Consider the following 12,877-nt stretch of genomic DNA (forward strand, 5'->3'; position numbering starts at 1 on the left):
CCCCGGCGCCGGGACCGGCGGCGCGGGCCGTCCGGCACCGGCGGCCGCGCCGCCTCGGGGCCCTCGGCCGCCTCCGCCGGTTCCGCCGGTTCCGGTGTGCCCGGGGCCGCGGGCGGGTCCGGCTCTCCCGGGGCGTCGGTGTTCTCGGTCGTCACAGCCGCTCCATCTGCCGCTTCGCCAGGTCCAGGATGTCCTTCTTCGGGACCGGCTCGGTGTCGTAGATCCAGATCTGCATGGCCAGGTCCCCGCGCCAGGCGTGCGCCTCCGCCCGGTACACGCTCGCGCCGGAGCCGGTGCGGGGCGTGCGGTGCGCGTACGCCATGCCGTCGCCGGTGCCGGGGATCGCCCAGCTGTCGGCGTCGTTGTCCAACGCGGCCCAGTAGTAGCCGGACTCGGCCACGTCCTTGGCGCCGAGGACTTCCTGCTGCCGGTACTGGAGCAGCCGTATCTCGACCGTGCGGTCGCCGTCCTCGCGCCAGTCGACGACGGCGGCCCGGCGGAACTCGTCGCCGAGCTGTGCGCCGTAGCCGCCCGCCGGGTCGTTGTACGACTCCGCCAGCTGGGTGAGGTTCAGCCAGCCGTCCCGGCCCTGCCGGTACACCGCCTCGCGCGCGCCCTCCGGCTTCTTCAGCAGGAGTCTGCGCAGGTCGCCGTCGACCTTGACCCTGCGGTCCCGGGCGGCGGACAGGGGTTTCGGTGCCGGACCGGCGGCCTCGGCGAGCCGCGGCTGCGACAGCGGGGGCAGCGCGGTGGGCTCGCGGCCGACCTGGACGAGGTAGCCGGCGCAGGTGCCGGCGATCAGACCGAGCACGGCGGCACCGGTGAGCAGCGCGGGCAGCCGGCGCCGCCGCCGTCCCGGGCGCGGCTCCGGCCGCCCGGCGCCCCCCGGCTCCGGCTCGGGTCTCTCAGGCACGTCCAAGTCCCCTCCCACACACAGGAAGCGCGGCTTCCTCTTCCGCGCTCGCACAGGAGACTCATGGCATGCGCATGGAGTTGCGGGCAAGCGGATTACGATTCGGTCATGGCGAAGAAGCTGGTGATCAAGGTGACGGCCGGGGCGGACGCCCCCGAGCGCTGTTCGCAGGCGTTCACGGTCGCCGCGGTGGCCGTGGCCAGCGGGGTCGAGGTCTCGCTGTGGCTGACCGGGGAGTCCTCCTGGTTCGCGCTGCCGGGGCGGGCCGCGGAGTTCGAGCTGCCGCACGCCGCGCCGCTGCCGGACCTGATCGAGTCGGTGCTCGCCGCCGGGCGGATCACGCTGTGCACGCAGTGCGCCGCCCGCCGGGAGATCACGGAGGCGGACGTCCTGGAGGGCGTGCGGATCGCCGGCGCGCAGGTCTTCGTGCAGGAGGCCCTGGCGGACGGGGCGCAGGCGCTCGTCTACTGAGGCGTCCGCCGGGCCGCGGTCACGGACGCGGGCGCTTCTTGCCGTCCAGTTCGTCCCACCACTCGTCCGACTGCGGGTCGCCGGAGGGGTCGTCCCACCAGCGGTCCTCCGGCCCCCGCCGGTTGGCGATCATCGCGGCGACCGGCGGGATGACCATGGCCACGACGCACATGCCCACGGCCGCGGGCACGGACCAGATGCGCACGACCCCCCACGCCAGGACGAAGAGGCCGACGCAGACCCCCATCATGGCGAAGTAGACGTGCCGCCGCCGGGCGTACATAGCTCCAGGGTAGGGCCGCCCGCGCCGGTCACAACCGGTCCACGGTTTCACCGGGCGGGGCCGGGCGGGGTTACCGTGGCGTATCCGTACCGGACCCACGAACACCGTCACCGACCGGGGGAACCACCGCATGCGAGGCCTGCGCATACTGCTGATCGTCGTCGTGATCCTGGGGGCGCTGTTCGTCGTCGTCGACCGTGTCGCCGTGCGCTTCGCGGAGGGCGAGGCGGCGGACAGGCTGAAGACCTCCGAGAACCTGGCCTCGACCCCGGACGTGGACATCAAGGGCTTCCCCTTCCTCACCCAGGTCGCGGGCGGCTCCCTGGACGACGTCGAGGTCGGCATCAAGGAGTACGACGCGGCCACCGGCAAGGCCGGGCAGACCATCCGGGTCGAGGACCTCAAGGCCGACATGAAGGGCGTGGAGTTCTCCGGCGACTACAGCTCGGCCACCGCGGCCACCGCGACCGGCACCGCGACGGTCTCCTACGCCGAACTGCTGAAGACCGCCAAGTCCGAGCCGACCGAGGTCGCCCCCGGGGTCACCGCCCGGGTGGTCGGCCTCTCCGACGGCGGCAACGGGAAGATCAAGGTGGCGGTGGAGGGGGCCGTGTCGTCCCTCGGCATCGAGCGGACGGTGTCCGTGCTCAGCTCGGTGAGCGTGGTGGACGGCCGGGTCGAGGTGCACGCGGACTCCCTGCCCCAGCTGGGTGCCGCCGTGATCGCCGAGGACCGCATCCGCGCCATCACCGACTTCCGGCAGGCCATCGACCAGCTGCCCGGCGGGATCGAGCTGGACAAGGTGGAGGCCGCGAAGGACGGCGTCGAGATCAGCGTGAAGGGTTCGGACGTCCGGCTCGCGGGGTAGGGACCGGAACGCCGGCCTGGACACCCGGCGTCTCACCTCGTGAGACGGTCCTGTCCGCCACGCAGCCGCGCCGACGCGCCCGAGCGCCCGGAGGCCCCGAGAAGGGCGTCCGGGCGCTCTTCTCATATCACCATTCGGACGATCGCGTCTCGCCATGTGACACACCGGTGACACACCCGCCCGGACGTCCCTACGATCGACCGCATGCGGTATTCGACGAGCGTCCTCCAGCCGCGGGGACAGGCGGATCTCACCAAGCGGCGGGCAGTGGACCTGTGCCGCGTTGCCGCCATGCTCTGTCGCCCCTTCTGAGCGAACGTCCCCGTACGTCCGCATCCCTCGCCCGTCCTGCTGGAAGGGCACCCGTGCGCCGCTCGCCCACCGAGCGCGCCCCTCTCTACCCGCACGCCCCACCGCGACTGCCCCGGAGGAGAAGAGCATGAGCCGCAGCGACGTCCTGGTCGACGCCGACTGGCTTCAGGAGCACCTGGACGACCCGACCATCGCGATCGTCGAGGTGGACGAGGACACGTCCGCCTACGAGAAGAACCACATCAAGAACGCGATCCGCATCGACTGGACCAAGGACCTCCAGGACCCGGTCCGCCGTGACTTCATCGACCAGGAGGGCTTCGAGAAGCTCCTGTCGGAGAAGGGCATCGCCAACGACCAGACCGTGATCCTCTACGGCGGCAACAACAACTGGTTCGCCTCGTACGCCTACTGGTACTTCAAGCTCTACGGCCACGACGCCGTCAAGCTCCTCGACGGCGGCCGCAAGAAGTGGGAGCTGGACGCCCGCGAGCTGGTCGCCGGCGACGAGGTCCCGGAGCGCCCGAAGACCTCGTACAAGGCAAAGCCGCAGGACACCTCGATCCGCGCCTTCCGCGACGACGTCGTGGCCGCCATCGGCGCGCAGAACCTCGTCGACGTCCGCTCGCCCGACGAGTTCTCCGGCAAGCTGCTCGCCCCGGCCCACCTGCCGCAGGAGCAGTCGCAGCGCCCGGGCCACGTGCCGACCGCCCGCAACATCCCGTGGTCGAAGAACGCCAACGACGACGGCACGTTCAAGTCGGACGAGGAGCTGACGGCCCTCTACGCCGCGGAGGACGTCGACCTGGCCAAGGACACGATCGCCTACTGCCGCATCGGTGAGCGCTCGGCCCTGACCTGGTTCGTCCTGCACGAGCTGCTCGGCGTGGAGAACGTCAAGAACTACGACGGCTCCTGGACCGAGTACGGCTCCCTCGTCGGCGTGCCGATCGAGCTCGGCGCCGGCAAGTAACCCATCCCGACCGACCCACCCGGTCAGACCCCTCTGGAGAAGCAGTATGTGCGGTGCGAAGGCCGGCGGCCCGGACGCCTCGACGATCAAGCCCGGTGAGACCACGATCCAGGGCCAGGTGACCCGTGACGGCGAGCCGGTGACGGGGTACGTCCGTCTCCTGGACTCCACCGGCGAGTTCACCGCGGAGGTGCCCACCTCCGCGACCGGCCAGTTCCGCTTCTACGCGGCCGAGGGCACGTGGACCGTGCGCGCCCTGGTGCCGGGGGCGACCGCCGACCGTACGGTCGTCGCGCGGCAGGGCGGGCTCGCGGAGGTCGCCATCGCGGTCTGACCGGGCCGGCAGGGCTCGTGTGACGGAGGAGGGCCGCATCCCCCGGGTTGGACACCGGCGGGGATGCGGCCCTCCGGCGTGTTCCGGGGTCGTCATGAAAAATCGGGAAATTGAATATGAAATGACGGGTGAATTCCGGCCACCACCGGAACGGGCTATTCCACTACCATTTCCGGAGCGCCGCCCCTAATCTCCCCTCTATGGCAGATTCCGGTTACACGCAGATCCTGATCTACGCGCTCAACTACGCCGATCGCATGCTGGAAGAGGTGCCGTATCTGCGTTACTCCGCCGAGCGGAGCCTGGGTTATCTGTGGCGTCTGCGCGACCCGGAGGAAAGAGCCGTCGTCGTGACCTCGGAACCCGTCGATCCCTACACCCTCGAATATCATTTCCGGGATGTCTTCGGATTCGACGACCGAATGACCGCGAGCGCCCGCGACCGCCTCGCCCTGCTCACCCCCGCCTCCCACCGGTCCCGCCCGCTGGACGACCTGGTCCTCGCCGACGACGCCCTGGTGGCCGCGCTGCGGGACGCCGCCCGCGAGACACCGCGGGCCGGGATCGTGCACTTCATGGCCTCCGAATCGCTGGACGAGCTGGCCCGCAGGGTCGGCGCGGACCTGGACGAGGGACACGCCTCCCTGGTGGCCCGCTGGGGCAGCAAGGCCGGCAGCAAGGAGATCCTGCTGCGCGCGGGCGTCCCCGTGCCCGGGGGCGGCGCCGAGGCGCTGCGCACCGAGGAGGAGGTGGCGGCCGCGATCGGGCGGCTGGCCTCCGCACCACACCGGCCGCGGCACGTGCTGGTGAAGCTCAGCGCCAGCACCTGGGCGGCCTCGATCGGCAACGTGCTGATCGACTGCGAGAAGTTCGCCGCCACCGCGGACCTGCTCGGCTCGGCCGAGGTCATCCGGATGTCCGACGACGACTTCTACCGGGAACTGGCCGACGAGGGCGTCATCGTGGAGGAGTTCCTGGAGGACGTCACCTCCTCCCCCAGCGGCCAGGGGCGGATCGCGGCGGACGGCACGGTCAGCGTGGTCTCCTGCCACGACCAGGTGCTCTCCGGCGGCCAGTACTGGGGCTGCCGGTACCCGGCGGAGGAGCGGCGGCGCCCCGCCCTCACGGACGCGGTGGCCCGTACGGGGGCGGTGCTCGCCTCGCTGGGCCACCGGGGCAGCTTCGGGGTCGACTTCGTGATCGCCGGGGACCGCGAGCCGCTCGCCGTGGAGATCAATCTGCGCAAGGTCGGCCCCAGCCACGTGCTGCGCTACGCCGAGGCCCTCGTCGGCCGGGAGGTCGGGGACGACGGGGTGCTGCGCCGGCCCGACGGGCAGGCCATGTGCTACGTGCACGGCCGGATCCTCGACCCCGGCGCGCTCGGCAGTCTCGACCCGCGGACCGCCGTCGAGCGGCTGCGCGCCCAGGGCCTGCTCTACCGCCGGGACCGGGGCGAGGGCGTCGCGCTGCACGTACTGGGCGCCCTGAAGACCTGCGGCTTCGTGGAACTCACCGCGCTGGCGCCCGATTTCGCGGACGCGGAGCGGTACGCGCGGGCGGCCGAGGAGGCGCTGCGGTCCGCCGCCGGCTGAGGACGCGGCCCGCAGCCGGCCGGTGAGCGGGCGGGTCCCGGACCGTCGGGACCCGCCCGCTCACCGTGCCGCGTCGTTCACCCGGGGCGCAGGGCCCGTTCGAATGCCTCCACCACCAGCTCCGGCGGCTCGGTGCCGACGGAGACGCGCAGCATGTCGCGGTGGAGCCCCCGGGCGCGCAGGGCGGCGCGTCCCCGCTCCGTCCTGAGCAGGTCGTAGTGGGCGATGAACACCTGCGGGGAGGCCATCGTGAACTCCGCCCCGAAACTGGGCCCCTTGGCGACCGCGAGCCGGTCGTACACCTGTTCAAGGGGGACCTTGAGGTCCACCATGAGCAGGCCGCCAGGACCGCCGGTGGGGCGGGCGACCTTGCGGTAGTTGGCGGCGGAGCGGGCGTCGAGCGGCCAGCCGGTGTCCCGGACGACGCCGGGGTGGCGCTTCAGGCAGCGGGCGAGGGCGAGGGCGCCCGCGTTCACCCGCTCCATCCGCTCCGCGTAGCCGCGGACACGGGCCGCCACCCGGGCCGTGTCCCGGCGGTAGGGCTCGTCGCCGTGGCGCGGCAGCACGGTCATGAGGTCCGCGGCGAGCGGCAAACCGGGGGCGACCACCACCGCCCCCATCAGGACGTCGGCCGATCCGGTGGCGAACTTGGTGAGGCTCTCGCAGACCACGTCGGCGTACGGGACCACGTCGACGTTGTGCGGGGTGGCGATCGTCGCGTCGATCACCAGGGCGCAGCCGGCCCGGTCCGCGATCTCCCGCAGCGCCGGGACGTCGGGGACGCGCAGGCCCGGATTGCTCGGGATCTCCGCGACGATGCCGGCCAGGTCACCGGCGTGCGCGGCGACGGCCCGGGCGACCTCCGCCAGGTCGTAGGGGTCCGGGACGGTCGTGTGCCCCGCGCCGACGATCCCCTTCTCGAACAGGTGCATGGTGTCGAAGAAGATCCAGCCGAGCTGGAGCCAGTGGCTCCGGCCGTTCGCCCGCTGAATCTCCGAGACCGCCTCGACGGCCGCCGTCACGGCGTTCATGCCGCTGTTGCGCAGCGTCACGTACGCCGGGCCGGGGACGCCGTAGGCGTCGGCGAGGACCGTCCGGACGGTCTCGGCGGGCGAGTCGTCCACCGTCTCCTCGGACTGCCGGGCGTCGATCAGGCCCGCGTCCCACAGGACGTCCTCCGCCTGGCGCGAGGACAGGTGGCCGCCGGTGTGCTGCACATGGGCGCGCGCCCGCGCGGCCTCGGGCCCCCCGGCGGGCAGCCGGACCCCGGACAGGCCGTGCCCGCCGAGCACCAGGTCGCGCACCGCCTGAGGGGGCAGGCCCGCGTAGGCGGCGGCGGCCCGGGCGGACCGCGCCGAACGGGTCAGCACCAGCCCCTCCCCCGGCCCCGCGTCCTCCCGCGCGGCGAGTTCCGCCACCCGGGTCACGTACGGGTGCGTCCGGAAGCGCGGGTACCCCCAGGAGATGCGGCTCAGGGTGGCCGCGTCGCCCGACTCGTAGCCGACGACCGAGGCCACGTCGGGGATGGACACGGACACCGAGTGGAGCGAGCCGGGGACGGGCCGGCCGGCGGCGATGTGCCGCAGGCCGTCGGCCGACCCGGTCCGGCCGGAGGCCGCAGGGCTCATGCGTCGAGGCCCACGAGCCGCTGCACGCCGTCCCAGTAGTCCTCCACCAGCCCGAGGAACTCGAAGGCGCCCTCCTCGAACTCGGCCCGGGTCGCGGCCGAACCCACGTAGGGGGCCATCGCGTTGAAGACGGAGTTGCTGTGCCCCACCTCGACGTCGATGTGCAGTTGCCAGAAGTGGCGCACGTCGGCGTCGTACCCCTGGTTGCGCAGCCCGTCGTTGATCTTCGAGACCATGATGGACGACATGGTCTCGTCGGCGTAGAGCGCGCCGAGGGCCTTGTGGATCGGCGACTCGGTGTACAGCACCCGGATGCCGTCGTTGAGCCGCTTGGTGACCTCCAGCGGCTCGTAGCCGTCGAGGTGCTCCTGGTCGATGCCGAGCCGGGCGAGGAAGCCGGCGAACAGGGTGGAGTGCGTCACCTCGCCGCCGACCTCGTCCGCGACGTTCAGGATGATCTCGCGCAGGATCAGCTCGTCCCGGGTCTTGACCGCCATGCCCGTGATGTAGAAGGGGAGATGGCGGAAGAAGTAGTAGCACTCGCTGTACATGAGGCGTTCCTGCTCGGGCGTGAGCGCCTTGGTCCGGTAGGCGTTCAGGTACGGGTGCTCGACGCCGCGGTGCGTGGCGATGCGGGCGAGCATGCCGTCCAGGTAGTCCTTGATCTCCGGGTCCTGGACGGCGATCCGCCGCCGGATGCCCGGTTCGACGTGGTCGAAGTGGTCGGTCAGGGTCTTGCCGGCGGATGCCGGGGTGTTCGACTCGGTCATGGTCGTCCCTCGTCGCGGGGGAAAGCTGCGTCAGGCCCTTGCCGGGCGGGCCGGCGCCGGGACGCGGCGCCGGGCATGGCGGAGGGTGCGGTCACTCGCCGAGGGCGGCCGCCGCGGACACGTCGGCGTCCTCCCACCAGCGGTCGTCGCCCTGGAGCTCGCGCTGGAGGTCCCGGGCCCCCGCCCACGTCATGTTGAGGATGATCCGGGTGGCGTCCTGGTTGAGCGGGATCGTCCGGTGCAGCGTGGTGTCGGTGCGCAGGAAGTACAGGTCGCCCGTCGCGAAGTAGTACGTGTCGATGGGGTTGTCGACGAGGTACTGGTGGATCCGCGGCGCGGTCTTGTCCCACTCGGTGTGCGGGACGCACTGGAGCAGGCCGCCGACATCGATCGGCGGGGCCTGGAGGATCCAGATCAGGGCGAAGCTGAAGTCGCCCCAGTGCCAGCCGTGCGTGTCCCCGCGCTGTTCCTGGCGGGTGATCAGGAACTCCTCGTCCTCCTTGGGGCAGGGGTGCAGTTTCTCACCGGCGATGTCCCCCAGGGCGGCGAGCAGTTCGGGGTCGGCGTAGATCGAGGTCACCAGCTCGCTGTTGCCCGCTATGGTCTCGCTCGGCACCACCGACATCGAGCGGCGGGTGTATCCGGTCGTCTTGAGCCGGAGATCACGCCGCTCGGCGTATTTCTCCAGGAGCCGTTCCGCCTCCGCGCGGACCTCCCGGCGGGTCTGTTCCCGGATCAGTTCGGTGACGGTGACGATGCCGTACCGGTGGAAGTGCTGTGCCATGCCGCGGATGGCGCCGTGCTCCAGAGGATTGCAGACGGAATTGCTTTCCTGCCCACTGCTGCCCACAGTGATCTCCCATGCTCGGCTGGGGAGTACGCGTTCGGCGAGGACGGTCCGCGTCGAGGCCGGTGAAGTACTCGCCGGAAAGGCTAGATAGCACACAGAGCCTGATCAACGGCCCCGTATTCGGGAGGCGTGATTTAAGGCCAAGACCGGCCGCGCGGCGCGGAACGATCAGCGAACGCGCAGGCCGGCGGCCCGGTGGCGGCGGCCTGGAGCACCGTCGCGTTTCCCGGAACCGCCGGCCGGGCCGTATGGGCGGCACCCCCTGGGGCGTGAGGGGGCCGTGGGAACCGTCGGGTCCCGGTGGATTGACCCGATGCGTCTAACCGAGCGCCCGTCCCAGGACCCACACCGCCGGTGCCGCCGCCGACAGCGGCAGCGCCACGCCCGCCGTGAAGTGCACGAACCGGGACGGGTAGTCGTAACTCGCCACCCGATGGCCGATCAGCGCGCACACCGCGGCCGCCGCGCCCAGGACGGCGCCCTTCGCGCCGAAACCGGTCATGCCGCCGACCGCGATCCCCGCGCCCGCCGCCGCCAGCAGCGCGACCACGATCCGGACCGGGGCCGGCAGGGGCAGCGCCCGGGCCGCCACGGCCACCGCGACCGCCGCCGCGCCCACCGACACCGCGTGCGGGTCGGTGGCCAGGTAGCCCGTCGCCATGACCGCGAGGGCCGTCGAGGCGACCGTCGCCATCAGGCCGTACATCCGCTCGTCCGGCGAGGCGTGCGAGCGCAGCTGGAGGACGAGGGAGAGCAGCACCCACAGGCCGAGCGAGCCGAGGATGGCCACCAGGGCGTGGTCCCGGCCGGCCGCCAGGACCGCCACGTCGGCCGTCAGCGCGCCCGCGAAGGCCAGCGCGATGCCCTGCCGGGCGGGCCACATGCCGTTCAGCCGGAACCAGCCGGCGGCCGTGACCGCCTGGAGCACCACCAGCGGCACCGCGAGGGCGTACGAGGCGATGGGCGCCGCCGCGGCCAGCAGCAGGCCGAGCAGCGCGGTGAGCGCCGCCGGCTGCATGCCGGGCTCGATGATCGGGGACCGGCCCTCCAGCCGGGCCCGCTGGGCGTCGGTGATCCGCGCGTTGCCGGCGAGGGTGGCGGGGCCGTAGGCGGGCGCGTCGTCCGGCTCGGCCGCCGCCCGGGCCGCGGGCGCGGACACCGGTCCGGGCGCGGGCGCGGACACCGCCGGTGCCGGCGCGGGTTCCGGGGCGGGTGCGTACGGCTGCTGCGGCGCGTACGCCTGCGGTGCGTACGCCTCGGCGGCCTGCCGGGGATGCTGGGGGTGCTGGGGCTGCTGCGGCTGCTGCGGCTGCTGCGGCTGCTGCGGCTGCTGCGGCTGCTGGTAGTGCCCCTGCGGGTACGGGTCCTGCGGGTACCCGCCCTGCGGCTGCCGCGGGTACTGCCCCTGCTGCGGGTAGGGGGCCTGCGGATGGGCCGGCTGCTGGTACGGGTGCGGGTACGGCTGCTGCTCCTGGCGGGGCAGGTACGCCGTCTCCGCCGCCTGCACCGGCGCGTGCTCCTGCGTCTCCCAGGTCCGGCCCTGCCACTGCTGGGTCAGTTCCGGGTCATGGCCGGGCTGCTGCCCGTACTGCGGTTCCTGGCCGGGCCAGTGCTGCTGCTGGTAGGGGTCGTAGCCCTCGTGGGGGCCGCCCTGATACGGCTGGTCGGTCATCGCTCACCCTCCTGCGAACGGCGGGAGCACCTCGACCGTGCCGCCCTCGGCCAGCCGTACCGTCTCATGCGCGCGGGTCCCGACGGGGTCGCCGTCGATGAGGAAGGAGCATCGCTGGAGCACCCGCGTCAGCTCACCGGGGTGGCGCGCGCGCACGGCGGCGAGCGCGCCGGCCAGCGTGTCCGCCTCGTACGGCTCCTCGGCGACCTGGGCCGCGGCCTTGGCGGCGGCCCAGTAGCGCACCGTGACCTTGGGCATCTGAATCCTCAATCGACGGCAAGAACAGATAAAGACAGTGTGGGGTCAGGCTAGCCCGCCGCCGACACCGACCAGCGCCCGATCCGGTCCACCAGGGCGTCGTCCGCCGCGTGCTCCGCGTGGCCCATGCCCGGTTCGATCCAGAGTTCGCCGTGGTCACCGGCGGCCTCGGCGAGCATCCGGGGGTGGTCGAGCGGGAAGTAGCCGTCGCGGTCGCCGTGCACGATCAGCAGCGGGGCCGGGGCGATCCGCGGGACCGCCCGCACCGGGGAGAGCGGCACCGGGTCCCAGTCGCGGTGGTGGATGCGCGTGCGCAGGCCGTAGCGGCCGACCAGGCGGCCCTCGGGACGGGTGACCAGCCAGTGCAGGCGGCGCATGGGGGCCGTGCCCCGGTAGTACCAGCGGGCCGGCGCGCTCACCGAGACCACCGCGCGGACCGTGCCGGGGTGCAGCGCCGCGTGCCGCAGCACCACCGAGCCGCCCATCGAGAAGCCGACGGTCACCACGCGCGCGTGCCCGAGGCCGCGTGCCCAGTCCACCGCGGCGGCGAGGTCCAGCACCTCCTTGTCGCCGACCGTGGACCGGCCGCCGGAGCGCCCATGGCCGCGGAAGGAGAAGGTGACGACCGCGCCGTGACCGCGCAGGACGCCCGCCACCCGGCGCACGTGCGGCCGGTCCACGTCCCCGGTGAAGCCGTGCGCGACCACGAACACCGGGTCCCCCAAGGGCGGAGCCGGGGCGCCCGCCGGCGCCCGCGGGACCGCCTCGGGCGCGGCGGCGCGCGGCTCGTACCGGGCCTCGACCGGGACGCCGTCGGCCGTGCGCAGAAACGTCCCGACGGCGCCCCGTCTGCGCGTCTCGTCATGCGGACGTACGGTGGAACGTGCCACATGGCCTGCCGGACGGTTGCTCATGTGGGCTATTCTGCTGGGCAGAGGACTCGGGCAGTGAAGCCCCCGGGTCCTTTTGTGCTTTCGGAAGCGTTGTATACGAAGCGGGAAACCCTGAGGTGACCGCCGGTGTACGGGGCCTTCGGGAACGCAGAGCAGTGCCCGTCCGCACGCGTCCTCGCAGGGACCGAGGAGGAACAAGACGTATGAGTTCTCTGCTGCTCCTGACCAATGCCCTCCAGCCGTCGACGGAGGTGCTCCCCGCCCTCGGCCTGCTCCTGCACAACGTGCGGGTCGCCCCGGCGGAGGGCCCCGCCCTGGTCGACACCCCCGGGGCCGACGTGATCCTCGTCGACGGCCGCCGTGACCTGCCCCAGGTGCGCAGCCTGTGCCAGCTGCTGCGCTCCACCGGCCCCGGCTGTCCGCTGCTGCTGGTCGTCACCGAGGGCGGCCTCGCCGCCGTCAGCGCCGACTGGGGCATCGACGACGTACTCCTCGACACCGCGGGCCCCGCGGAGGTGGAGGCGCGGCTGCGGCTCGCCATGGGCCGGCAGCAGATCGTCAACGACGACTCCCCCATGGAGATCCGCAACGGCGACCTGTCGGTGGACGAGGCCACCTACTCCGCCAAGCTCAAGGGCCGGGTGCTGGACCTGACCTTCAAGGAGTTCGAGCTGCTCAAATACCTCGCGCAGCACCCGGGCCGGGTCTTCACCCGTGCCCAGCTGCTCCAGGAGGTGTGGGGCTACGACTACTTCGGCGGCACCCGCACCGTCGACGTGCACGTACGGCGGCTGCGCGCCAAGCTCGGGCCGGAGCACGAGTCCCTGATCGGCACCGTCCGCAACGTGGGTTACCGATTCGTTACGCCCGAGAAGCCCGACCGGTCCGGCGACGAGGCCAAGGCCAAGGCAGGCCGGGCAAAGCAGGAGGATGCGGACGCTTCCGCCGTTCTGGACGGCACCGAGGTCCACGCCCGGACGTAGCGCGTGTCCGGACGGTGTCCGGGCGGGGCGCCGGCGCCCCGCCGCACCGCGAAAGGCCCTGCCCGGGGCGGGTCAAT

General features: G+C 72.7%; 15 protein-coding genes. 7 read left to right on the forward strand and 8 right to left on the reverse strand.

The genetic code is table 11. The features are described 5' to 3' along the window. Window positions 1-151 precede the first annotated feature (151 nt). The gene (locus IF37_RS0120170; RefSeq protein ID WP_106981811.1) at window positions 152-913 is read right to left on the reverse strand and encodes a hypothetical protein; all 762 of its coding nucleotides are present in this window, start codon (window positions 911-913) and stop codon (window positions 152-154) included. Window positions 914-1,021: 108 nt separating this feature from the next. On the opposite strand from IF37_RS0120170, the gene IF37_RS0120175 reads away from it, so the two are divergent. Next, entirely contained in the window at window positions 1,022-1,384 is a 363-nt protein-coding gene (locus IF37_RS0120175) for a DsrE family protein (RefSeq protein WP_030744364.1), read from the forward strand. Between the two features lie 19 nt (window positions 1,385-1,403). Here IF37_RS0120175 and IF37_RS0120180 read toward each other — a convergent pair whose 3' ends face one another. After that, window positions 1,404-1,667 (reverse strand): DUF3099 domain-containing protein, encoded by a 264-nt coding sequence (locus IF37_RS0120180; RefSeq protein ID WP_030744367.1) that lies wholly within the window; start codon window positions 1,665-1,667, stop codon window positions 1,404-1,406. A 130-nt stretch (window positions 1,668-1,797) separates the two neighbouring features. Between IF37_RS0120180 and IF37_RS0120185 the strand changes: the two genes are divergently transcribed. The 5 genes from IF37_RS0120185 to besA all read left to right on the forward strand — a co-directional run bounded on the left by IF37_RS0120185 (window position 1,798) and on the right by besA (window position 5,746). Continuing rightward, entirely contained in the window at window positions 1,798-2,535 is a 738-nt protein-coding gene (locus IF37_RS0120185; RefSeq protein WP_030744368.1) for a DUF2993 domain-containing protein, read from the forward strand. 204 nt (window positions 2,536-2,739) lie between these two features. Next, complete coding sequence (locus IF37_RS46650; protein ID WP_348273507.1) at window positions 2,740-2,847, forward strand: Ms5788A family Cys-rich leader peptide; 108 nt, start codon at window positions 2,740-2,742, stop codon at window positions 2,845-2,847. Between the two features lie 127 nt (window positions 2,848-2,974). Beyond that, window positions 2,975-3,820, forward strand: coding sequence for a sulfurtransferase (locus tag IF37_RS0120190; RefSeq protein ID WP_030744371.1), 846 nt, complete (start codon window positions 2,975-2,977; stop codon window positions 3,818-3,820). Window positions 3,821-3,866: 46 nt separating this feature from the next. Beyond that, the gene (locus tag IF37_RS0120195; RefSeq protein ID WP_030744373.1) at window positions 3,867-4,154 is read left to right on the forward strand and encodes a DUF1416 domain-containing protein; all 288 of its coding nucleotides are present in this window, start codon (window positions 3,867-3,869) and stop codon (window positions 4,152-4,154) included. A gap of 200 nt (window positions 4,155-4,354) precedes the next feature. After that, the gene (gene besA, locus IF37_RS0120200) at window positions 4,355-5,746 is read left to right on the forward strand and encodes an L-propargylglycine--L-glutamate ligase BesA (protein ID WP_030744375.1); all 1,392 of its coding nucleotides are present in this window, start codon (window positions 4,355-4,357) and stop codon (window positions 5,744-5,746) included. Between the two features lie 77 nt (window positions 5,747-5,823). Here the strand turns inward: besA and besB are convergent, their stop codons facing one another. The 6 genes from besB to IF37_RS39560 form a co-directional block, all read right to left on the reverse strand. Continuing rightward, window positions 5,824-7,374: an L-2-amino-4-chloropent-4-enoate dechlorinase/desaturase BesB gene (gene besB, locus IF37_RS0120205; RefSeq protein WP_030744376.1), complete on the reverse strand. Its 1,551-nt coding sequence runs from the start codon at window positions 7,372-7,374 to the stop codon at window positions 5,824-5,826. Then, window positions 7,371-8,144 carry a 4-chloro-allylglycine synthase BesC gene (gene besC / locus IF37_RS0120210; protein WP_030744378.1) on the reverse strand — a complete coding sequence of 258 codons (774 nt, stop codon included), beginning with the start codon at window positions 8,142-8,144 and terminating at the stop codon, window positions 7,371-7,373. The genes besB and besC overlap by 4 nt, the downstream gene beginning before the upstream one ends. 91 nt (window positions 8,145-8,235) lie before the next feature. Then, a complete protein-coding gene (gene besD / locus IF37_RS0120215) occupies window positions 8,236-8,928 on the reverse strand; it encodes an L-lysine 4-chlorinase BesD (protein ID WP_253915810.1) in 693 nt (230 codons plus the stop codon). A 385-nt stretch (window positions 8,929-9,313) separates the two neighbouring features. After that, window positions 9,314-10,666, reverse strand: a complete 1,353-nt coding sequence (locus IF37_RS0120220; RefSeq protein WP_030744382.1) for a hypothetical protein — start codon at window positions 10,664-10,666, stop codon at window positions 9,314-9,316. 3 nt (window positions 10,667-10,669) lie between these two features. Next, a complete protein-coding gene (locus IF37_RS0120225; protein ID WP_030744385.1) occupies window positions 10,670-10,924 on the reverse strand; it encodes a MoaD/ThiS family protein in 255 nt (84 codons plus the stop codon). A gap of 50 nt (window positions 10,925-10,974) precedes the next feature. After that, entirely contained in the window at window positions 10,975-11,838 is an 864-nt protein-coding gene (locus IF37_RS39560; RefSeq protein ID WP_030744386.1) for an alpha/beta hydrolase, read from the reverse strand. A 182-nt stretch (window positions 11,839-12,020) separates the two neighbouring features. On the opposite strand from IF37_RS39560, the gene IF37_RS0120235 reads away from it, so the two are divergent. Further along, complete coding sequence (locus tag IF37_RS0120235; protein ID WP_030744387.1) at window positions 12,021-12,800, forward strand: response regulator transcription factor; 780 nt, start codon at window positions 12,021-12,023, stop codon at window positions 12,798-12,800. Window positions 12,801-12,877: the final 77 nt, after the last annotated feature.

Origin of the sequence: Streptomyces sp. NRRL S-31 (assembly GCF_000718775.1) — a bacterium.
Classification (GTDB): domain Bacteria; phylum Actinomycetota; class Actinomycetes; order Streptomycetales; family Streptomycetaceae; genus Streptomyces.